The following is a 21414-nucleotide window of genomic DNA, read 5'->3' on the forward strand; positions in this document are numbered from 1 at the left end:
AGAGCGGATACGGCGGTAGCCGCCCGTGATGTCCGACCCGCCCGTTAGTCTCGGGGATCATGAGGCTGCTGCACACGTCCGACTGGCACCTGGGCCGCTCGTTCCACCGCGTGAACATGCTGGACGCCCAGGCCGCCTTCATCGGCCACCTGGTGTCGACCGTCCGCGAGCGCGGCGTCGACGCCGTCGTGGTGGCCGGCGACGTGTACGACAGGGCGGTGCCGCCCCTCGCCGCGGTCGAGCTGTTCGACGACGCGCTGCACCGGCTCGCCGACCTCGGGGCGCCCACGGTGATGATCTCCGGGAACCACGACTCGGCGCGGCGCCTCGGTGTCGGCGCCGGGCTCATCGACCGCGCGGGCATCCATCTGCGCACCGACCCCGCCGCCTGCGACCGGCCCGTGATCCTCGCCGACGCCCACGGGGACGTGGCCTTCTACGGCCTGCCCTATCTCGAACCGGCCCTGGTCAAGGACGAGTTCGGCGTGGCGAAGGCCGGTCACGAGGCGGTCATCGGCGCCGCCATGGACCGCGTCCGCGCCGATCTCGCCACCCGCGCGCCCGGCACCCGCTCCGTCGTCCTCGCCCACGCCTTCGTCAGCGGCGGCACGATCAGCGACAGCGAGCGGGACATCACGGTCGGCGGGGTCGCGGCGGTGCCCTCGGAGGTCTTCGACGGCGTGGACTACGTGGCCCTCGGCCACCTCCACGGCAGCCAGACGCTCGGCACGCGCGTGCGCTACTCCGGCTCCCCGCTGCCGTACTCCTTCTCCGAGGCCGACCACCGCAAGACCATGTGGCTCGTCGACATCGGCCCCGAAGGGGAGATCGAGGCCGAGCGCGTCGACTGCCCGGTGCCGCGCGCGCTGGCCCGCATCAGGGGCACCCTGGACGAGCTCCTGGAGGACCCGGCGCTCGACCGGCACGAGACGGCGTGGGTCGAGGCCACCCTCACCGACGCTCTCCGGCCCGACGACCCCATGGCCAGGCTCTGCGCGCGCTTCCCGCACACGCTCAGCCTCGTCTTCGACCCCGACCGGGCACCCGACGACCCGGACGTCTCCTACGCCCAGCGCCTGAAGGGCCGCAGCGACGAGCAGATCGCCGACGACTTCGTCGTCCACGTGCGCGGGGCGGGCCCCGACGAGGCCGAGCGGGACGTGCTGCGCTCGGCCTTCGACGCGGTCCGCACTCAGGACACGCTGCGCGAGGTCGCCCGATGAGACTCCACCGGCTCCGCCTCACCGCCTTCGGGCCCTTCGGCGACCCGCAGGACATCGACTTCGACGACCTCTCCGCCGCCGGGCTCTTCCTGCTGCACGGCCCGACGGGGGCGGGCAAGACCTCCGTCCTCGACGCCGTCTGCTTCGCGCTGTACGGATCGGTGCCGGGCGAGCGGCAGGGCGGCAAGCAGGGCATGACCCTGCGCAGCGACCACGCACGCTCGGGCGCGCGCACCGAGGTCCGCCTGGAACTGACCGTCGCGGGGCGCCGCCTGGAGATCACCCGGCAGCCGCCCTGGGAGCGCCCCAAGAAGCGCGGGACGGGCACGACCACGGAGAAGGCGCAGAGCTGGCTGCGCGAGTACGAGAGCGGGCCGGGACCCGGCGCGGACGGAGCCTGGAAGGACCTCAGCCGCTCCCACCAGGAGATCGGTGAGGAGATCACCCAGCTGCTCGGCATGAGCAAGGAGCAGTTCTGCCAGGTCGTGCTCCTGCCCCAGGGCGACTTCGCGCGCTTCCTGCGGGCGGACGCGGAGGCCCGCGGCAAACTCCTCGGACGGCTCTTCGACACCCACCGCTTCGCCGCCGTCGAGCAGCGCCTCGCCGAGCAGCGGCGCGCCACGGAAGCCGAGGTCAAGGCGGGCGACGCGGCCCTCATGGCGGACGCGCACCGCATGCAGCAGGCCGCCGCGGACGACGGCGGGGGCACCGGGCCGCCGCTGCCGGACCTCGCGCCCGGCGACCCCGGCCTCGCGGCGGAGGTCCTCGCCTGGGCGGCCGTCGCCCGCGCGGACGCCCGGGAGCGCCTCACCATCGCGCGGTGCGCGCTCACGGCCGCGGAGTCCGCGCAGGCCGCGGCCGACCGCCGGTTCGCCGAGGCGCGCGACCTCGACCGGCTCCAGGGCCGGTTCGCCGAGGCTCGGGAGCGCGCGGCACGGCTGCACGCGCGCGAGGACGAGCTGCGCGAGTGGGAGCGGCGCCTGGAGCGCGCCCGCAAGGCCGAGACGGTCGCGCCCGCGCTCGACCTGCGCGACGCGGCCGAGGCGGAGCACCGCGCTGCCGCGCGCGAGGAGTCACGCACGCGTGCCCTGCTGCCCGGGACGTTCGCGGCTTCCGGGGCGGCCGGGCTCGCCGCCGCCGCGCGCAAGGCCGCCGAGGAGCTGGGCGGCCTCGCGTCCGCCCGCCGCGCCGAGCGACGGCTCGCCGGCATCGCGGAGGAGCGCGCGTCCCTCGACCGCCAGGAACGCGCCGACGACGAGCTGTTGCAGGACGCGACGGCGTGGCTCGACGGCTGGGAGACCACCCGCACCGCCCTCCAGGAACGCATGGCCACCTCCCAGGAGGCCGTGACCCACGCCGAGCGTCTCGCCGGGCGCCTGGAACCCGCCCAGGCCCGGCTCGACGCGGCCCGGCGCCGCGACCGGCTCACCCGGGACGCGACGGCCGCGCGGGAGCGCGCCCTCGCCGCCCGCGAGCACGCCACCGCCACCCACGAGCGCTGGCTCGACCTCAAGGAGCAGCGCCTCAACGGCATCGCGGCGGAGCTGGCCGCGCACCTGATGGACGGCGCACCCTGCGCGGTCTGCGGGGCGACGGAGCACCCCGCCCCCGCGCGCAAGGGCGCCGGGCACGTGGACCGCGGCGCCGAGGAGGCGGCCCTGGCCGCCCACCGGGCCGCCGAGGAGTCCCGCACCGCCGCTGAGCGCGCCCTGGGTGACGTACGAGAGGCGCTCGCCGCCCAGGCCGCCGCCGCGCGCGGCGGGCAGGGGGGCGAGGCCGACGCGGACGAGGACCCCGCGGCGGATGAACTGGCCGCCGCCGTCGACGCGTTGCGCCGCGCCCACACCGAGGCCAGGGACCAGGCCTCCGGGCTGCACGCGGCACGGGAAGCACTCGCGCGGGCCGAGCGCGAGTACGAGCGCAGGCTCGCCGGTCAGCAGGAGGCCGCGCGGAGGGCCGCCTCGCGGACCACCCTGCGGGACGCCCTCGACCGCGAGCAGGAGGGCCTGGAGCGGGAGTTGACCCGCGCGCGCGGGACGGCCGGCAGCGTCGCCGACCGCGCCGCGCAACTGGAGCGGCAAGCCGCGCTGCTCACCGAGGCCGCCGAAGCCGCGCGCGCGGCCGACGACACCGCCGAGCGTCTGAAGGACGCGGACGCGCGGCTGTCCGACGCGGCCTTCCGCGCCGGTTTCGACACGCCCGCCGCCGCTGCCGCCGCCCTGCTCGACGACGTGCGGTACCGCGAGGTCCAGCACCGCATCGACGCCTGGCGGAACGAGGAGGCCGCGGTGCGCTCCGTCCTCGCCGAGCCGGAGACCGTGGCCGCCGCCGAGCGGCCCGCCGTGGACCTGGCGGCCGCGCGGGCGGCTGCCGAGGACGCGGGACGACGCCTGCGGGCCGCGGGGTCCGCGTGCGACGCGGCGGCGCGGCGCTGCGCCGAGCTGGACCGGCTCTCCGCCCGCACGGCCGCGGCGAGCCGCGAACTGGCGCCGCTGCGCGCCGCGTACGACCGGGTGGCGCGGCTCGCGGGCCTCACGGCGGGCACATCGGCGGAGAACGAACGCAGGATGCGCCTGGAGTCGTACGTGCTCGCCGCCCGGCTCGAACAGGTCGCGGCGGCGGCCACGGTGCGGCTGCGGCGGATGTCCTCGGGGCGCTACACCCTCGTGCACTCCGACGACCGCACGGGGCGCGGCCGTTCGGGCCTCGGGCTGCACGTGGTCGACGCGTGGACGGGCCGCGAGCGCGACACGGCGACGCTCTCGGGCGGTGAGACGTTCTTCGCCTCGCTGGCGCTCGCGCTCGGCCTCGCCGACGTGGTCACGGACGAGGCGGGCGGCGTACGGCTCGACACGCTCTTCATCGACGAGGGCTTCGGGAGCCTCGACGACCAGACCCTGGACGAGGTCCTGGACGTCCTGGACTCCCTGCGCGAGCGGGACCGCAGCGTGGGCATCGTCAGCCATGTCGCCGACCTGCGGCGGCGGGTTCACGCGCAGTTGGAGGTCGTGAAGGGCCGCGCCGGTTCGTCCGTGCGGCAGCGGGGCGGGGGCTGAGGGGGAGCGGGCTCAGCGGCCCAGGGGGCGCCTCGGCAGGGGAGAGGAGTAGACGACGCTCGTCGTCACGGAGCCGAGGGCGCCGATCCGGCCACGAACACGCAGGTCAGCGCGGGGTCTTTCGGTGCGGCGTCGCCGGCGGCGGCCGCCGCCCACTTCGGCGCGAGCCTGGCCTTCCATGCCGATGTCTCCGATGTGGCGTCCGCGCTCGCCGTCGACGGCGACCCGGGCTTCGTCGTGATCGACACCCGCTCGACGGCGTCCTGGGACCAGGGCCGCGTACCGGGCGCGATCCACCTGCCCACCGCGCTCATCCCCGAGCAGGCGACGGAACTCCTCGACCCGTCGACGCCGGTGGTCACCTACTGCTGGGGCCCCGGCTGCAACGGCGCGACCCGCGCCGCCCTCGCCCTCGCCCAGCGCGGCTTCCGGGTCAAGGAGATGCTGGGCGGCTTCGAGTACTGGGTGCGGGAAGGCTTCGCCTTCGAGACCTGGCGGGGCAGGGAGCGACGCCCCGCCGACCCGTTCACGGCCCCGGTCGACGCGGCGGACTGCGGCTGCTGACGGCCGCCGACTCCGCCGAGGTCCGCCGCCGGGGAGCGACCCCCGCGGCGCGTCCCCGAACCGTCGGCCAGCCCCTCGCTCCCCGTCCCGAAATGGCGTGCGCGACGCCGTCCCGGCACCCCATCATGGGCCGCATGCCACAGCTGCCACCTCCCACCCCCGCCCAGCTCCGCCGCGACCCGCTCCCCCTGCGGGGGAGGACCGCGCTCGTCACCGGGGCCAGCCGGCGCGGCGGCATCGGGTATGCCGTGGCCCGGCGGCTCGTCGCGTACGGGGCCGGGGTCTATCTGCACCACCATGTGCCGCACGACGCCGCGATGCCCTGGGGCGCCGACCGGATCGAGGACGTCGTCGACGGAGTGCGTGCCGCGGCCGGTGATCCGGACGCCGCGGTCTGCGCGGGGCCCGGAGACCTCTCCGAACCCCACGTCCCCGCCGCGCTGATCGACACCGCCGCCCGGGCGCTCGGCGGGCGGATCGACGTCCTGGTCGCCAACCACGCCCTGAGCGGCAGCGACGGGACGCTCGACGCGATCGACGCGGCCGTGCTCGACGCGCACTGGGCGGTCGACACGCGGTCGGTGATCCTGCTCGTCCAGGCGTACGCCCGGCTGCGGGCCGAGCTGCCGCCCCGGTCGCCCGGAGGCCGCGTCGTCATGATGACGTCCGGGCAGGACACCGCGGGCGGCATGCCGGACGAGATCGCCTACGCCCTCCAGAAGGGCGCCCTCGCCTCGGCCACCCGCTCGCTCGCGACCACCTTCGCCGACCTCGCCGTCACCGTGAACACCGTCAACCCCGGCCCCGTCGACACCGGCTACCTCACGGGCGACGCCTACGCCCAGGTCGAGGCCATGTCCCCGGCGGGCCGCTGGGGGATGCCCGACGACCCGGCCCGGCTCATCGCCTGGCTCGCCACCGACGAGGCCGAGTGGATCACCGGCCAGGTCATCGACTCCGAGGGCGGCTTCCGGCACTGAACGGGAGCCGCCGGCGCACTCACAGCTTCGAGAGCTCGTCCACCAGGTCGTCCAGGCCCAGCGAACCCTGCGAGAGCGCGGCCATGTGCCACGCCTTCGCGTCGAACGCGTCCCCGTGGCGGCGCCGCGCGTTCTCCCGGCCGAGCAGCCACGCACGCTCGCCCAGCTTGTAGCCGATGGCCTGGCCGGGGATCGTGAGGTAGCGGGTCATCTCGCTCGCCACGAAGTCCGTCGGACGGCTGCAGTGCGCGTCGTAGAACTCCTGGGCGAGGTCCGGCGTCCAGCGCTCACCCGGGTGGAACGGCGAGTCCGCCGGGATCTCCAGCTCCAGGTGCATGCCGATGTCCACGATGACCCGCAGCGCGCGCATCATCTGGGCGTCGAGGTAGCCGAGCCTGCGCTCCGGGTCGGTGAGGAAGCCCAGCTCGTCCATGAGCCGCTCCGCGTACAGAGCCCAGCCCTCGGCGTTGGCGCTGACGATGCCGACGGTCGCCTGGTAGCGGGAGAGGTTCTCCGCGACGTGCGCCCACTGCGCGAGCTGGAGGTGGTGACCGGGGACGCCCTCGTGGTACCAGGTGGACACGAGGTCGTAGACGGGGAAGCGGGTGTCGCCCATGGTCGGCAGCCAGGTGCGGCCGGGGCGCGAGAAGTCCTCGGACGGGGCCGTGTAGTAGGGGGCGGCGGCGCCACCGGGCGGGGCGATGTGGGACTCCACCCTGCGGACCCGCTCGGCGAGCTCGAAGTGCGTGCCGTCCAGCGCCTCGATCGCCTCGTCCATCAGCTCCTGCAGCCAGACCCGGACCTCCTCGACGCCCTCGATGTGCGTGCCGTGCTCGTCCAGGTGGGCGAGCGCCACCCAGGGGGTCGCCGCGCCCGGCAGGATCTTCTCGGCCTCGGTCCGCATCTCCGCGAGCAGCCGGTGGAACTCCGCCCAGCCGTACGCGTAGGCCTCGTCCAGGTCGAGGTCGGTGCCGTTGAAGTAGCGGGAGAGCCGGGCGTACCGCTCGCGGCCCACGGTCTCGGGGGCGCCCTCGATCGCGGGCGCGTAGACGTCCCGCATCCAGTCGCGCAGCGCGGTGACGGACGCGGTGGCGGCGCGCGCCGCCGCGTCGAGACCCGCGCGCAGGGCCTCCGGCCCGTCGGCGGCGAAGTCCTCGAACCAGCCGCGCCCGCCCCTCTCCTCGCCCGTCCACTCGGTGAGCTGCCCGATGAACGTGGCGGTGGGGCGCGGGGCGGCGAACAGCTTGCGGTCGAGGCCCAGTTCGAGCGAGGCGCGGTAGCCCTCGAACGCGGCGGGCACGGCCCGCAGCCGCTCGGCGATCGTCGCCCAGTCCTCCTCGGTCTCCATCGGCGTCACGGTGAAGATCTCGCGCACCTGGTGCGGCATCGTGTGCAGGTTGCCGACCGAGCGCAGCCCCTCTTCCGCGTCGTGCACCGCGAGTTCGGCGGTGAGCCGCTCCCGCAGGAGACGGGCGCACCGCCGCTCGGCCTCGCTGTCCGCACCGGGTCCGCGCTCCGCCTCGTCCAGCCGGGCCAGCGTCGTCCGCGCCAGCCGGGCCAACGCCTCCTGCCCGGCGGGCGAGGTGTCGGGGAGACGGCTGTCGCTCTCCTTGACGCCGAGGTAGGTGCCGGTGATCGGATCGAGGGCGATGAGCTCGTCCACGTAGGCGTCGGCGATGTCGCGGGGCAGAGGGGCGGTGTTCGACTGCGCGTGCTTGGTGTCTGGCATGCGGACATCCTGGCTCCAGTGGTCCGGCGGGCGCCAGTGCCTTTGGGCCGCGGCCGGGCACAGGTGTCCGCTTTCGCATGCTTCGCCGCGTCGGAAGCCGAGGGCGGGGCCACCGCGGTCCGGCCGCACGCGGCCAAGGGGGGACCGGCGTCACGCGCCGCCGGTGTCCCCGCCCGCCTCGGGAGGCAGCAGCGGGCCGCACTGCCACTGCTGGAAGATCAACCGCGTCTCCAAGCGTGCCACCTCGCGCCGCGCGGTGAACTCGTCGAGCACGAGGCGCTGCAGTTCCCCGGGGCCCGCCACCGCCACGTGCACCAGGAAGTCCTCGGGGCCCGTGAGGTGGAAGAGGGACAGGGACTCGGGCAGCTCCCTGACGCGCTCCACGAAGGGCACCACGAGGTCCCTGCGGTGCGGTCGGACCTGGACCGAGAGCAGCGCCTGCAAACCGCGCCCGAGCTTCGCCGGGTCGAGGCGGAGCTGCTGGCCGAGGATCACCCCGGAGCGCCGCAGCCGCGTCACGCGGTCGAGGCACGTGGACGGCGCGACACCGACCTGCGCCGCGAGGTCGCGGTACGTGGTCCGGGCGTCGTTCTGCAGGACGCGCAGGATGTGGAGGTCCACCGGGTCCAGTACGACGGATTCGGGCATCGGGCGAACGTAGCACGGGTTTCGGGGGCAAAGGTCCGGCGTGTGTTCAGTCTGTGGGGCATGGACGCGACGCAGACAGTCAGCACGGCCCGCACCCGGGCCCTGGCCACCGAAGCCGTGCACGCCGGGCGCGAGGACCTCGCCGGACTCGGCCTGCACGCGGCGCCGATCGACCTCTCGACGACCTACCCCTCCCGGGACAGCCGCGGCGAGGCCGACCGCATCGACGCCTTCGCCGCCGAGGGGGTACTCGACGAGGGGCCGCCCGTCTACGCCCGGCTCGGCAACCCGACTGTGGCCCGCTTCGAGACCGCCCTCGCCCGGCTCGAAGGCACCGAGAGCGCGGTCGCGTTCGCGAGCGGCATGGCGGCGCTCACCGCGGTCCTGCTCGTACGGGGTGCAGCGGGCCTGCGCCATGTCGTGGCCGTCCGCCCGCTGTACGGGTGCAGCGACCACATGCTCACCGCGGGGCTGCTCGGCACCGAGGTGACCTGGGTGGACCGGTGGGACGGCGCGGGCGCCGAAGGACCGGACGGCGGCGGCGCGACGGCCCTGGGCAAGGCCATCGCCGAGGCCGTCAGGCCCGACACGGGGCTCGTGATGGTGGAGTCGCCCGCCAACCCCACCCTCGCGGAACTCGACCTGGCGGCGGTGGCCGAGGCCTGCGGCGAGGTGCCGCTCCTGGCCGACAACACCTTCGCCACGCCCGTGCTCCAGCGGCCCGCGGAGAGCGGTGCGCGCCTGGTGCTGCACAGCGCCACCAAGTACCTGGGCGGGCACGGGGACGTCCTCGGCGGAGTGGTGGCGTGCGACGAGGAGTTCGCGCGGCAGCTGCGCCAGGTGCGCTTCGCCACCGGTGGCGTGCTGCACCCGCTCGCCGGCTACCTGCTGCTGCGCGGCCTCGCCACGCTTCCCGTACGGGTGCGCGCCGCGTCGGCGACCGCGGCGGAACTCGCGCGGCGCCTGGCCGCCGACCCGCGCGTGGAGCGCGTCCACTATCCGCGGCTCGGCGGCGCCATGGTCGCCTTCGAGGTGTACGGGGACCCGCACGAGGTGACCGCGGGGGTGCGGCTGATCACCCCGGCGGTCAGCCTCGGCAGCGTCGACTCGCTCATCCAGCACCCGGCGTCCATCAGCCATCGCATCGTGGACGCCGGCGACCGGCACTCCTCCGGGGTGAGCGACCGCCTGCTGCGGATGTCCTGCGGCCTTGAGGACGTCGAGGACCTGTGGAGCGACCTCGACCGCGCTCTCGGCCCCGTCAGCCTTCCGTCCGCGGACGCGGACCGGCGACGGCCCCGTGGCTGTGAAGCCCGTCGTACGGCGGGCGCGAGCTGACCGGGGTCGCTTCGAGGCGGGCCGTGATGACCAGCGTGCCCTCCTCGATCTGGTAGTCCAGGGGCAGGCCGAGCCCGCGCATCGCGGCCACCATGCCGGTGTTGGACGCCTGCGTCACCGCGTACACGCTCTCGCAGCCTGCCTCGACCGCCATCGCCACGAGCCGGCCGAGCAGGTGGCCGCCGATGCCGCGCCGCTGCCACTCATCCTCGACGAGCAGGGCCACCTCCGTCTCGTCGCCGTCCCACAGCAGATGGCCGAGGCCGACGATCCGTCCCGACGCCGTCCGCACCGCCAGGGTGCGGCCGAAGCGGGGGCTGAGCAGGTGGTTGAGGTAGCGGTCGGCGTCCCGCACCGGGCCGTGGTAGCGCATGCCGAGGGTGCGGGCCGAGCAGCGCGCGTGCATGGCGGCGGCGGCCGGCACGTCGTCCGTGTCGGCGCGGCGCACCGTGATGGAGTTGCCCTCGGGCAGAGTGAGGACGTCTTGGCTGCGCGGGACGCGCGGGCCGAGCCGCGTGTCGAGCTCGACCAGCGCACGCGCGCGTGCGAACTCCGTCGGCGTGAACGGCAGATACGGCCGCTCCACGGTGATCGTCTCGCCGTCCGGCCCGTGCAGGCGCAGCACGGTCTCCTCCAGCGCCCCGTCCGCCGGGAGCGGCGCCACGTCCCGGGACCCGGCGGGCAGCGAGCGGATGGTGCAGCGGCCGAGCAGGTGACGGAGCGCCAGCGGCAGCTCGGAGGCGTCGAGGGCGGTGCGGGTGGCCAGGCCGAGGATGCGGGTGGGGGCGTCCACCAGGTCGTGGGCGTCCGCGCGCTCGATCCAGGTGCCCGAGCCGCCCGCGTGGGCGATCGCCCGGGTGATCTCGGCGGCGGCCAGTTCCTCGGGGGCGCGCAGCAGGAACTCGTCGACCGTGCCGTCGGCCAGCGGGTGCGTCTGCAGGCTCAGGATGTCCACCCGCCGGGCGGCGAACACCCCGCACAGCGCGGCCAGCGAGCCCGGCTCGTCCCGTACGGTCGTGCGCATCCGCCAGAGCGACGTCGTCCCCGAGGGGGTTTCGGAGGGCGCGACCGCGGCCGCCGGTGCGTGATCGGGCCCGGCCTGCTCCGCGGGGGAGGGCGGCCGGGCGCCGATATCGTGGGCCACCGGCGGCGCGTGGTTGTGGCGCCGGGCCCACCAGATGTGGAACCCGGCCGTGGCGACGAGCACCACGGCCGAGATCACGAGCAGGGCGGGCCCTCCGGGGCCGTGGCCGATCATGTTCGCCACGGCGTCCGCGACCGCCACGGCGGTGAACAGGGCCGCCAGTTCGACCACGTCGCGCCGCCAGTGGTGGGCGGGGCGGCCGTGCTTGGTCCGGGGCATATGAGACATGTCAGTGCGCATACGGCCACTGTGCGGGACGGGTGTTGCGTGATCACAAACGTGCTGTGACCGATGGGTTAAGGCGCTGTCTGCCCGCTTTGCGCCCCCTCCGGCCTCCTGCCCGCTCCGCGCCCCGTCTCCTGCTGGCCCTGACCTCTCCTACTGCCCCACGCGGCCGGGCTCGAGCACCTTGGTGAACAGCACGCCGCCGCCCTCCTGCCGCAGCCGCACGGTCAGCTCGCCGCTGTCTGGGTCGATGTCGACCTCGCCGAAGTACTGCGGGGTCTCGGCCGGTGAGGTGTTGGCGCGGTCCGGTGCCTTGATGAACGCCTGCTCGGGCCCGAAGGTTCCGTCCAGCTTCGTCGCCTGGAATCCGCCCGCGGCCAGCGGCCCGGACACGAACTCCCAGAACGGCGCGAAATCCTTGAACGCGGCCCGCGAGGGGTCGTAGTGCTGGGCCGAGGTGTAGTGCACGTCGGCGGTGAGCCACAGCGTGCCCGTGATCCTCCGGTGCTTGATGTGCCGGAGCAGCTCGGCGATCTGCAGCTCACGGCCGAGCGGGGCGCCGGGGTCGCCCTGCGCGACGGCCTCGAAGTTCGTCCTGCCGTCCCCCACGACCAGGCCGAGCGGCATGTCGGAGGCGATGACCTTCCACACCGCCCGCGAGCGCGAGAGCTCCCGCTTCAGCCAGGCGAGCTGCCGGGCGCCGAGGATGCCGGTGGCGTCCTCGGGCTGCCTGTTCGGGGAGTTGGCGTTGCGGTGGGTGCGCATGTCCAGGACGAACACGTCCAGGAGCGGGCCGTGCCGCTGCACGCGGTAGACCCGGCCGTCCTCGTCACCGGGCGGCAGCGTGGAGATGGGGTAGTACTCGCTGAACGCCCGCAGGGAGCGGCCGGCGAGCACGTCGACGTTCTTCTCGGTGTAGCGGGCGTCGTCCAGGATCTGCCCCGGGTACCAGTTGTTGCGCACCTCGTGGTCGTCCCACTGCACCAGGGACGGCACCTGGGCGTTGAACCGCCGCAGGTTCTCGTCGAGCAGGTTGTAGCGGAACGCGCCGCGGAACTCCGCGAGGGACTCGGCGACCTTGGACTTCTCCTCCGTCGTCACGTTCCGCCATACGCTGCCGTCGGGCAGCGTCACGCTGGGCGGGATGGGCCCGTCGGCGTAGATGTTGTCGCCGCTGCACAGGAAGAAGTCGGGGTCGCGGCGGCGCATCTCCTCGAAGATCCGCCAGCCGCCGCGGTCGGGGTTGATGCCCCACCCCTGCCCCGCGATGTCCCCCGACCACAGGAAGCGCACGCCGTCCTTGCGGCCCTTCGGCGCCGTACGGAACGTGCCGCCGACCGGCTCGCCGGTGCGCCTGGGGTCGTCGGGATCGGCGAGCCGCACCCGGTAGTGGATCTGCTCACCGGCGGGCAGCCCGTGCAGCCGGGTCGTGCCGGTGAAGTCCGTGCCGGGGCCGAGCAGCGGCCCGCGCCAGCGTCTGGCGTTGCGGAAGGACTCGGTGGCCGACGTCTCCACGATCATCCGCGCCGGGCGGTCGGAGCGCACCCAGACGAGCCCCGAGTGCGCGCTCACGTCCCCCGCCTGCACACCCCACTCGGCCCTCGGGCGGCCCGAGCGGGCGAGCGCGGGAGCCGCCCCCGCCGGCGTGGGCACGCCGAGCGCGGGCACGGCGAGCGCCGCGGGCACGGCCAGCGATCCGCGCAGCAGGCTGCGGCGACGGGGGGACGGGCTCGGCTGACGTGATGACATGAATGCGCCTCCAGTTGACGGGTGCGACCAGTCTGCGGGGGCCCGGTCGGGGGCGCGCCACAGACTTCACGCGAACCACAAGTGAACAACTGCCCACCCGGGCGGGGGAACCGCCGCGCGGCGATCGCCTCGGGGCGGCCGGCGGTGCCGCCCGCCCGGGTCCTAGGTCGTCGGACGCGGGTCCCCGGGCGGATGCCGGGGCCGCGCGGCCCCGCCGTGCGACCGATGCCCGCAAGATCCCGGCTGCCTACGCTGCTGACCACGGCGCGCCACCGGGCACGCCCCACATCGAGCCGTACACCCAGGGGGAACACCATGCCCGTCAACGGTCAGAGCCACATCCGCATCGCCCGCCCGACGCGCGACCTCACGGCGGCGGAACGTTTCTGGGTCGACGGCCTCGGCCTGAGCGTGGTGTACCGGGCGGACGGCGGGGCCGCTCCCGGGGAGCACTCCCTGCTCATGGTGGGGTGGCCCGACGCGTCCTGGCACCTCGAACTCGTCAACGAGGCGGCCGCACCGGTCCGGCCGCGCCCCACCGAGGAGGACCTGCTCGTCGTCTACGTGGACGGGCGGGTGCCCGAGGAACTCGTCGCGCGGCTGGAGGAGCACGGAGGCAAGCGGGTCACGTCCCCGAACCCGTACTGGAACGAGTGGGGCGTCACGGTGGAGGACCCGGACGGCTACCGGCTCGTGCTCTCCACGCGCGCGTGGTCCAACTCCTGACCGCGGGCCCCTCCCGCGCGGCAGGTGTCCAGGATGACGCGGGCGACGAGGGCGGGGTCGTCGCTCATCGGGACGTGGCCGCAGCCGCCAAGGCGCACCAGGCGCGCTCCGGGGATGGCCCGCTTGGCGCGGACGCCCTGGCGGGGCAGGAGCAGCCGGTCCCTGTCGCCCCAGGCGACGGTGACGGGCAGCCCCGCCACGTCCTCGCCCATGGGGAGGTCGCGCCCGGACTCCAGGGTCGCCTCGAAGCTCGTGGCGTCGCGCAGCGCGAGCGTCTCGGCGACGACGGCCTCCGGCGAACGCCGCCAGGGACGGGCGTAGATGGTGCTGGTCAGGGCGGTGCGCCCGGCGGCGGACCGGGCGAGGCGCTCGATCGCGGGCACCGGAAGGAGCCGGGCGCCGTGCCGCATCGCGAGCAGCGTGCCGAAGGCGTAGCGGCGCTCCGCGGGTGTCCAGAAGCCGCCGGGGGAGAGGGCGGTGACGGTCCGCACGAGTCCCCGCCTGCCCATCTCCAGGGCGAGCAGGCCACCCAGGGAGTTGCCCGCGACGTGGGGGCGCTCGACTCCCAGGGCCCGGCACAAAGCGCCGAGGGCGGGGACCACCGTCGGCAGGTCGTGGCGCAGGCCGTCCGGCAGCGAGGGCGACGCGCCGAAGCCCGGCAGGTCCAGGGCGATCACGTCGTACTCGGCGGCGAGGATGTCCACGACCGGGTCCCAGGCCTGCCGGTGGTGACCGATGCCGTGCAGGAGCAGCAAGGGCTCGCCGGCGCCCGAGCGCGCGTAGGAGAGCGTCGCGGTGCGCGGGCCGTGGGGGGACGCGACCTCGAAGGACACCTCTGCGGCCATGGCTGCTCCTGTCCCCGCCGCGGGGCGACGGTTCGTCAAATCGTTAGACACGTTGTCAGCAACAATTACCGCCCGGTAGCCTCTACTTCAAGGGGTAGTGTGCCTCCCTTTTTCTCCTGGACAGGAGATCCGCCTTGGGCTGGGATGGGACCGTGGCCAACGACAGCGTGACCGACGTCTTCGAAGAACACCGTCCCGTCCTGATGGGCGTCGCCTACCGCATGCTCGGGCGGGTGGTCGACGCGGAGGACGTCGTCCAGGACGCCTGGCTCCGCTGGTCCGCCGCCGACCACGCCCAGGTCCGCGAACCCCGCGCCTACCTGGTGCGCGTCACCACCCGGCTCGCCATCGACCGCCTGCGCCACGTGCAGTCCCGGCGCGAGGCCTACGTGGGCCCCTGGCTCCCCGAGCCCTACGTGACCGACTACGGGCCGACCGTGCCCGACACCGCCGAGCGCGCGGTGCTCGCCGAGTCGGTCTCCCTGGCGGTCCTCGTCGTCCTTGAGTCCCTCTCCCCGCTGGAGCGTGCCGTCTTCGTGCTGCGCGAGGCCTTCGGGTTCCCCTTCGCGGAGATCGCGGCCACGCTCGACCGCAGCGAGGCCGCCGTGCGCCAGCTCGCCGGGCGGGCCCGCAAGCACGTCGACGCCGGCCGCCCGCGGTACGAGGTGGACCCCGCCCAGCGCCGCGACCTGACCGAGCGCTTCCTCGCGGCGGCGACGGAGGGCGATCTCGACGGGCTGATGTCGCTCCTCGCCCCGGACGTGCGCCTGGTCGGCGACAGCGGAGGCAAGGCCAAGGCCCCGTTGCGCGTCCTGGAGAGCGCGGACAAGGTGGGCCGGTTCCTGCACGGCGCCGCCCGCAAGGGCGTGGAGGGCGTCCAGTGGACGGAGTTCCGCTTCATGGAGCTCAACGGCGCCGAATGCCTGCTGGTCCTCGTGGACGGCAAGCCGGACAGCGTCTTCCAGATGGACGTCCTCGACGGCCGCATCCAGAACATCTACATCGTCCGCAATCCGGACAAGCTCACGTCGCTCACCGTTTAGGCCGCGACGAGGAGAGCTCCGCGTAAAGCACGCGTTTCGTGAGAAAGGGGCTCCCGCCGAGAGGCGGGAGCCCCTTTCTCACGTGATCTTCCCCCGCGCGGGCGCCGGCGTGGCCGATAAGGCCTGCTTGGCCGCTTGCGAACTCCGCGTGAATGCTCTGTGGCATCAATCCTGTGCGGACCGTTACGGATCGAGGATTGGTCTTGACCAAGGGTGGGTGCGGGCCTATGGTCGCAGAGATAGTGCAGGAACCTTTAATAAACAAGGGCGCTAAAACGCCGCCGGTAAACGGCGATTGCGGAGGACAGGGTGGGGACCACGCAGCTCGAAACGGTGCCGGAACCGAAGTACTGGCACCTGAAGACCGTGCTCAGTGAGGCGCTCGACTCCGAGTTCACGGTCGGGGAGATCCTGCCGAACGAGCGTGACCTGGCCGCCCGCTTCGGCGTCGCCCGCGCCACGCTCCGCCAGGCGCTCGAACAGCTCGAACTGGAAGGCAGGCTCCAGCGCCGCCGCGGAGTCGGCACGACCGTCGCCCCGCCGCGCATGGGCGTGGCTGTCGGCTCCGCCCAGGGCTCCTGGCCCGGCGCGCCCGGCGACGCCTGGCAGCCCGCGGACTGCGCGCCCGCGGTCCCCCCGGCGGACGTCGCCCGCATGCTGGAGACCCTCCCCGACGAGCAGGCCCACGTCATCAGGCGCACCCGCGTCTCGAACGGCCAGCCCGTCGCCGCCGAGCTGCTGTACGTGCCGATGTCGTCCGTCGCCGAGCTGACCGGCATGGACGCGCCCTCCGGCGCCGCCCGCGCGCGTGTGGTCCTGCGCGAACTGGCACGGCTCACCCTCGAAGGACAGGACAGGGCCGTCGAACTCGGCTCGGCCCGCGCCGACGACGCCAAGGCGCTCGACCGGCTCCCGGGAGCCCCGGTCCTGCTCGTGACGACCCGTTTCCTCGCCGAGGGCGGCACGGCCGCCGTCTCCGTCGCCACCTACCGCGCGGACACCTGCCGCCTCACCTTCGGCGACTCCGGTTCCGTGGAGATACACCACGGCCCCGAACACGACGCCTCCTGACCCCGCCGCACCTCCCACGCGTACGACGACCCCGCCCGGTCCCCGAAAGGCCCGGCGGGGTCGCGCGCTCTCAGCGGCGTGCGGTGACCGTGCCCTCGACGGCGAAGAGCTGCTCCTCGACATGGTCCAGCGCGAGGCGCAGCGCCCCGGTCGCCACCGCGGCCCCACCCAGCAGCGACAGCGCCACCCGGGGCGGGCGCAGGCAGTAGCGCGCCAGCTCGCGGTGCAGCGGCCCGAGGACGCCGTCGAGGCCCGCCGCCCAGCCGCCCACCACGACCAGCTCCGGGTCGAGGGCGAGCACCAGGGCGGCCACGTCGTGCACCAGGCGCTGGATGAAGCGCTCCACGGCCGCCCTGGCCCGCTCGTCACCCTCCTTGGCGTGTGCGAAGACCGCGGCGACGGCCTGCTCGTCCAGGGGGTGCAACGGCTCGCCGGTGGTGGAGAGCAGCGTCTCCGGGGTGACCTCCCTGCCGAGCAGGTGCAGCGCGCCGATCTCGCCCGCCGCGCCGCCGAAGCCGCGGTGCAGCCGCCCGCCGATCAGCGACCCCGCCCCCGGGCTCAGCCCCGCGAGGACGAACACCACGTCGTCGATGCCGGCCGCCGCGCCCTTCCAGTGCTCGGCCACGGCCGCGGCGTTGGCGTCGTTCTCCACGAGCACCGGGCACCTGAAGGAGCGGCGCAGCCGCTCGCCCAGCTGGAGGCCGGTCCACTCGGGCAGCGCCGTGCTCAGGCGCACCGCGCCGTCCGCCTCCAGGATGCCGGGACTGCCCACGCCGACCGCGCGCAGCGTGTTGCGCGCTATGCCCGCGCGGCGCAGCAGATCGGCGACCGTGGTGCGCAGCCGTTCGAGGCGGTCGTCGGCGGGGGCGTCCTCGGAGACGTCCTTCGACGCCGTCCCCAGGACCTTGCCGTCCAGGTCCGACAGGACGGCCGCGACCCGGTGCGGGCCGATCTCCAGGCCGAGCAGATGACCCGCCTCCGCCCGGAAGCGGAACTTCCTGGCCGGCCGGCCCTGACGCCGGGCACCGCCGTCCTCGGCCGCGGACTCCACCACGAGTCCGGCCTCGATGAGCCCCTCGACGACCCCCTCCACGGTGGGCCGGGAGAGCCCGGTCACGCGGGTGATCTCCGTGAGCGTCGCCAAGTCCGCGGCACGCAGCGCGTGCAGCACCACCGCGGAGTTGATCCGCCGCAACAGGGAGGGGTCCCCGCCGGTCAGCTGCCCCAACGTCCGTCCTTCCAGCTCGTGCGCATGATGGCCGGATCGTACTCGCAGGACAGGGCCCCGGCGAGTGCCGGGCCCGCCTTCCCGTCGCCCCCGGCCGTCATCCCGGCGCCACGAAACCGGACTCGTACGCGAGGATGACCGCCTGCGTCCTGTCGCGCGCCCCCAGCTTGCCCAGGACGGCGCTGACGTGCGACTTCACCGTCTCCGTGCCGACCACGAGCCGTGCGGCGATCTCCGCGTTGGACAGGCCGCGCGTCATCAGTCCCAGCACCTCCGCCTCACGCTCGGTCAGGGCTGCCCGGTCGAGCACGGCCCGCGCCTCGGCGTTGCCGTGCCGTCCGCCGTGCTCGCCCGCCAGTCGCCGCACCGCCGCGGGGAAGAGCAGCGACTCGCCCTCGGCGACCAGGCGCACGGCGTTGACGATCTCCGCGGGCCTCGCCCGCTTCAACAGGAACCCGTCTGCGCCCGCGCGCAGCGCCTCGTACACGTACTCGTCGTTCTCGAAGGTCGTCACCACGAGGATCTTCGGCGGGTTCTGCACCGTGCGCAGCACCGCGCGGGTGGCCTCGATGCCGTCGAGGAGCGGCATGCGGACGTCCATCGCGACCACGTCGGGCCGCAGCTCGCGGACGAGGGGGATGACCGCGGCCCCGTCGGCGGCCTCACCGACGACGCGCAGGTCGGGCTGCGCCTCCAGAACGGCACGCAGCCCCGCGCGTACGAGGGGTTCGTCGTCCACGAGGAGCACTGAGACCGGCATCAGGCCAGCGTAGATCACCGCAGCGGCAGTTCGACGTGCACCTGCCAGTCACCGTCCAGCGGGCCCGTCGTGGCCCGCCCGCCGAGCAGCGTGGCCCGCTCACGGATCCCGCGCAGACCGCTGCCGCCGCGCCCCGTCGAACCGGCCGCGCCCGGCAGGGCGTTGCGCACCTCCAGCACCAGGCGGCTGGCGTCGGCGGCTATCCGCAGCCGCACCGGCACCGGTCCCGAATGACGCAGGACATTGGTCAACGCCTCCTGGAGCATGCGGTACCCCTCCCGTGAGACGGGGCCGGGCAGCCGTTCCACGGGGCCCGTCACCTCCACGTCCACCTTCGCCCCGGCGGCGCGCGCCGACTGCAGGAGACGCTCGGCGTCGGTGAGGTCCGGCCGGGCGCCCACGGGCTGTTCGCCCTCGCGCAGCACCCGCAGGACCCGCTCCAGGTCCTCCAGAGCGGCCCGCCCGGTCTCCTCGACGGCCTCAAGGGCCCGCGCGGTGAACTCCGGATCGGCGGCGGCCCGCGCGGCGCCCGCCTGGACGACGGCGACCGTCAGCGCGTGGCCGATGGAGTCGTGCAGTTCGCGTGCGATGCGGTTGCGTTCCAGGAGCCGCTCGGTGCGCTCCTCCATGACGGCGAGGCGTTCGGCGGGGGAGGGGCCGAGCAGACGGCGGGCCACCACGGCCGTCACATGTCCGGCCGCCAGCAGCGCGCCGTACTCCGCGAGGACGAGGAGGACGCTCACCGGCAGCACGGACCAGCCAGGGCCGGGCACGGGGAGCAGCAGGCCATCGCTCTCCGGGGGCTGGTCGTTCGCACCCGTCACGGCGAAGACCGTCCCGATGAGCTGGCCCGTCACGAGAACCAGGGCGATGCCGGTCTCCAGGCGGAACACCAGCCACACGGCGGTCCGCACCCGGTCACGCCACGAGGCGGAAGGGGCCACGGAGATGCCGGGCTCCTCCACCTCCTCGCCCGGCACGCGCGCGTGCTGACCCGGGAACAGCATCATGCGGGCCTGCAGCCCCTCCGCCCTGCGCACGACGGGCACCATCGCGGCGGCCACGAGCAGGGGCACGGGCACGACCGTGACGAGCGCCCAGTCGGTGTACGAGGGTTCGGAGAGCCCGGGATAGATCGACGCGCTCACCCACGCGATGGCCGACCCCAGGAGGACGTGCAGCCAGCGCGTATAGGTGAACGCACGCGTCAGGGGTCTCAGGAAGCCGGGCATGCCGCCATCGTGCCAGCAGGCCCGCGCCGCACGGCTCCCCCGCCCGGGGGAGAAGGACTCCCCGGGCGGGGGAAGACCACAGGACCGGCACGCCGCGAGGCTGGCCCCATGACCAGCATCGACGTCCAAGACCTCACCAAGGAGTACGGCACGACCCGGGCCGTGGACGCCCTTTCGTTCAGCGTCCGTCCCGGCAAGGTCACCGGATTCCTCGGTCCCAACGGCGCCGGCAAGTCGACCACGATGCGCCTCGTCCTCGGCCTCGACCGGCCGACCTCGGGCACGGCCAGGGTGGGCGGTCGCGCCTACGCCTCCCTCGACGACCCCCTGCGCCACGTCGGGGCGCTCCTGGACGCCCAGGCGGCCCACGGCTCACGCACCGCCCGCAACCACCTCCTGGCCCTCGCCGTCAGCAACCGCATCTCCGCGCGCCGCGTCGACGACGTCCTCGCGGAAGCGGGCCTCGCGGCGGTGGCCGGACGCCGGATCAAGACGTTCTCGCTGGGCATGCGGCAGCGCCTCGGCATCGCGGCGGCCCTGCTCGGCGACCCCGCCGTGGTGATGCTCGACGAGCCGTCCAACGGACTCGACCCCGAAGGCATCATCTGGATACGCGAGTTGATGCGGCGCCTCGCCCAGGAGGGCCGCACGGTCCTCGTCTCCAGCCACCTCATGAACGAGACCGCCACCTTCGCCGACCACCTGGTGGTCCTCGGCCGCGGCAGGCTCCTGACGGACACCCCGATGCCCGACTTCATCGAGGCGCACAGCCACCCGCGCGTGCGGGTGCGCACGACCGACCCCGACCGGCTCCGCGACCTCCTCCTGGCCAAGGGGTACGTGCTCGGGGACGCGGACGACGGCCGCTGGACGGTCGAGGACGCCAGGGCCGAGGAGATCGGCGCCATCGCCGCGGCCGCCGGCATCCCCGTACTCGAACTCGCCGACGAACGGGCCTCCCTGGAGCAGGCCTACCTCGCCCTCACGGCGGCGGAGACCGAGTTCGCGGCGACCGCTCCGGCCGCCGCCCCGTCCGTCCAGGAGGCCTGACCATGTCCCGCACCGCCGTGCTGCCCGTCGCCCACGCCGAGTGGATCAAGCTCAAGTCCCTGCGGTCCAGCCTCGTCTCGCTGGTCACCGTGTTCGCGGCGACCGTCGCCATCACCGCCCTGGTGTTCGCGACGGTCGGCGTCGCCGAGGCGGACAACGCCGACGCCGAACCTCTCTTCGACGCCTTCTACGCCTTCAACTTCGGCCAGATCGCGGCCATCAGCTTCGGCACGACCGCCGTCTCGTCGGAGTACACGAGCGGCGCCCTGCGGATCTCCCTCGCCGCGGTGCCGCGCCGCGGGCTGTTCTACGGCTCCAAGGTCGCGGTCGTCGGCGGTCTCGCGCTGCTCGCGGGGCTCCTCACCGGCTTCGGCACGTTCCTGACCGGCCAGGCGTTCCTGGGCGACGACGGGCTCGGTCTCGGTCATCCGGGCGCGGTGCGGGCCTGCGTGGGGGGCGGGATCTACCTCGCCCTGATGGCGCTCCTCGCGGTCGGCCTGACGGCGGTGCTGCGCAGCGGCGTCGCCGTCCTGAGCATCCTCATCCCCTTCACGCTCATCGTGTCGTTCGTGGTCGGGGACATGGACAGCGGCGTCGCGGCCTTCCTGCCCGACAAGGCGGGCCAGCAGGTGCTGCACGAGGCCCCCACGGGAACGCTGGGGCCCTGGGCGGGACTCGCCGTGCTGGCGGCCTGGGCGGCCGCGGCGCTGCTCGCGGGCTGGTGGGCGGTGCGCCGGCGCGACGCGTGAGTTGGCCGACGACTCCGCGTCGTCCGGCGGATGACTGATTGTCAGTGCCGCCCG

18 protein-coding genes and 1 pseudogene are annotated in these 21414 nt (G+C 74.4%); 10 read left to right on the plus strand and 9 right to left on the minus strand.

The annotated features are described in order from the left end of the window. Positions 1 to 59: 59 nt before the first annotated feature. Both DCW30_RS15665 and DCW30_RS15670 read left to right on the plus strand, forming a co-directional pair. Positions 60 to 1223 carry an exonuclease SbcCD subunit D gene (locus tag DCW30_RS15665; protein WP_076687453.1) on the plus strand — a complete coding sequence of 388 codons (1164 nt, stop codon included), beginning with the start codon at positions 60 to 62 and terminating at the stop codon, positions 1221 to 1223. After that, positions 1220 to 4279, plus strand: coding sequence for an AAA family ATPase (locus DCW30_RS15670; protein WP_076687454.1), 3060 nt, complete (start codon positions 1220 to 1222; stop codon positions 4277 to 4279). Before DCW30_RS15665 ends, DCW30_RS15670 begins: the two co-directional genes overlap by 4 nt. A 12-nt stretch (positions 4280 to 4291) precedes the next feature. On the opposite strand, the pseudogene DCW30_RS15675 reads toward DCW30_RS15670, so the two are convergent. Continuing rightward, positions 4292 to 4378, minus strand: a pseudogene (locus DCW30_RS15675) (Lrp/AsnC family transcriptional regulator); the annotation flags it as partial. Between the two features lie 69 nt (positions 4379 to 4447). Here DCW30_RS15675 and DCW30_RS15680 point away from each other — a divergent pair. Further along, positions 4448 to 4843: a rhodanese-like domain-containing protein gene (locus DCW30_RS15680; protein WP_076687455.1), complete on the plus strand. Its 396-nt coding sequence runs from the start codon at positions 4448 to 4450 to the stop codon at positions 4841 to 4843. 134 nt (positions 4844 to 4977) lie between these two features. After that, on the plus strand, positions 4978 to 5823 hold the full coding sequence (locus DCW30_RS15685; protein WP_076689628.1) for an SDR family oxidoreductase: 846 nt from the start codon (positions 4978 to 4980) through the stop codon (positions 5821 to 5823). 19 nt (positions 5824 to 5842) lie between these two features. On the opposite strand, the gene DCW30_RS15690 is transcribed toward DCW30_RS15685, so the two are convergent. Together DCW30_RS15690 and DCW30_RS15695 are read right to left on the minus strand one after the other, a co-directional pair. Then, positions 5843 to 7552 carry a DUF885 domain-containing protein gene (locus tag DCW30_RS15690; protein WP_076687456.1) on the minus strand — a complete coding sequence of 570 codons (1710 nt, stop codon included), beginning with the start codon at positions 7550 to 7552 and terminating at the stop codon, positions 5843 to 5845. A gap of 150 nt (positions 7553 to 7702) precedes the next feature. Further along, positions 7703 to 8200 carry an Lrp/AsnC family transcriptional regulator gene (locus DCW30_RS15695; RefSeq protein WP_076687457.1) on the minus strand — a complete coding sequence of 166 codons (498 nt, stop codon included), beginning with the start codon at positions 8198 to 8200 and terminating at the stop codon, positions 7703 to 7705. A 60-nt stretch (positions 8201 to 8260) separates the two neighbouring features. On the opposite strand from DCW30_RS15695, the gene DCW30_RS15700 reads away from it, so the two are divergent. Beyond that, the gene (locus tag DCW30_RS15700) at positions 8261 to 9538 is read left to right on the plus strand and encodes a trans-sulfuration enzyme family protein (protein WP_076689630.1); all 1278 of its coding nucleotides are present in this window, start codon (positions 8261 to 8263) and stop codon (positions 9536 to 9538) included. On the opposite strand, the gene DCW30_RS15705 is transcribed toward DCW30_RS15700, so the two are convergent. Both DCW30_RS15705 and DCW30_RS15710 read right to left on the minus strand, forming a co-directional pair. Further along, positions 9462 to 10922 (minus strand): GNAT family N-acetyltransferase, encoded by a 1461-nt coding sequence (locus DCW30_RS15705; protein WP_237283466.1) that lies wholly within the window; start codon positions 10920 to 10922, stop codon positions 9462 to 9464. The genes DCW30_RS15700 and DCW30_RS15705 overlap by 77 nt on opposite strands. Positions 10923 to 11060: 138 nt before the next feature. After that, positions 11061 to 12656 (minus strand): alkaline phosphatase D family protein, encoded by a 1596-nt coding sequence (locus DCW30_RS15710; RefSeq protein WP_076687459.1) that lies wholly within the window; start codon positions 12654 to 12656, stop codon positions 11061 to 11063. A 315-nt stretch (positions 12657 to 12971) separates the two neighbouring features. Between DCW30_RS15710 and DCW30_RS15715 the strand changes: the two genes are divergently transcribed. Then, on the plus strand, positions 12972 to 13382 hold the full coding sequence (locus tag DCW30_RS15715; protein ID WP_076687460.1) for a VOC family protein: 411 nt from the start codon (positions 12972 to 12974) through the stop codon (positions 13380 to 13382). Here the strand turns inward: DCW30_RS15715 and DCW30_RS15720 are convergent. Next, entirely contained in the window at positions 13340 to 14227 is an 888-nt protein-coding gene (locus tag DCW30_RS15720) for an alpha/beta fold hydrolase (protein WP_079250226.1), read from the minus strand. The genes DCW30_RS15715 and DCW30_RS15720 overlap by 43 nt on opposite strands. Before the next feature lie 152 nt (positions 14228 to 14379). On the opposite strand from DCW30_RS15720, the gene DCW30_RS15725 reads away from it, so the two are divergent. Together DCW30_RS15725 and DCW30_RS15730 are read left to right on the plus strand one after the other, a co-directional pair. Then, positions 14380 to 15270, plus strand: coding sequence for an RNA polymerase sigma-70 factor (locus DCW30_RS15725; RefSeq protein WP_076687462.1), 891 nt, complete (start codon positions 14380 to 14382; stop codon positions 15268 to 15270). 309 nt (positions 15271 to 15579) lie between these two features. Further along, positions 15580 to 16341, plus strand: a complete 762-nt coding sequence (locus DCW30_RS15730) for a GntR family transcriptional regulator (protein WP_076687463.1) — start codon at positions 15580 to 15582, stop codon at positions 16339 to 16341. 70 nt (positions 16342 to 16411) lie between these two features. On the opposite strand, the gene DCW30_RS15735 is transcribed toward DCW30_RS15730, so the two are convergent. The 3 genes from DCW30_RS15735 to DCW30_RS15745 all read right to left on the minus strand — a co-directional run bounded on the left by DCW30_RS15735 (position 16412) and on the right by DCW30_RS15745 (position 19561). Beyond that, the gene (locus DCW30_RS15735) at positions 16412 to 17569 is read right to left on the minus strand and encodes an ROK family transcriptional regulator (RefSeq protein ID WP_076687464.1); all 1158 of its coding nucleotides are present in this window, start codon (positions 17567 to 17569) and stop codon (positions 16412 to 16414) included. Positions 17570 to 17666: 97 nt separating this feature from the next. Continuing rightward, on the minus strand, positions 17667 to 18329 hold the full coding sequence (locus DCW30_RS15740) for a response regulator transcription factor (RefSeq protein ID WP_076689632.1): 663 nt from the start codon (positions 18327 to 18329) through the stop codon (positions 17667 to 17669). A gap of 14 nt (positions 18330 to 18343) precedes the next feature. After that, positions 18344 to 19561 carry a sensor histidine kinase gene (locus DCW30_RS15745; RefSeq protein ID WP_076687465.1) on the minus strand — a complete coding sequence of 406 codons (1218 nt, stop codon included), beginning with the start codon at positions 19559 to 19561 and terminating at the stop codon, positions 18344 to 18346. 108 nt (positions 19562 to 19669) lie between these two features. On the opposite strand from DCW30_RS15745, the gene DCW30_RS15750 reads away from it, so the two are divergent. Next, the gene (locus DCW30_RS15750) at positions 19670 to 20611 is read left to right on the plus strand and encodes an ATP-binding cassette domain-containing protein (RefSeq protein WP_076687466.1); all 942 of its coding nucleotides are present in this window, start codon (positions 19670 to 19672) and stop codon (positions 20609 to 20611) included. Positions 20612 to 20613: 2 nt separating this feature from the next. Continuing rightward, a complete protein-coding gene (locus DCW30_RS15755) occupies positions 20614 to 21360 on the plus strand; it encodes an ABC transporter permease (protein ID WP_103557544.1) in 747 nt (248 codons plus the stop codon). The last annotated feature ends 54 nt before the right edge of the window (positions 21361 to 21414 follow it).

This window comes from Streptomyces alfalfae (assembly GCF_004127445.1).
GTDB lineage: Bacteria > Actinomycetota > Actinomycetes > Streptomycetales > Streptomycetaceae > Streptomyces > Streptomyces alfalfae.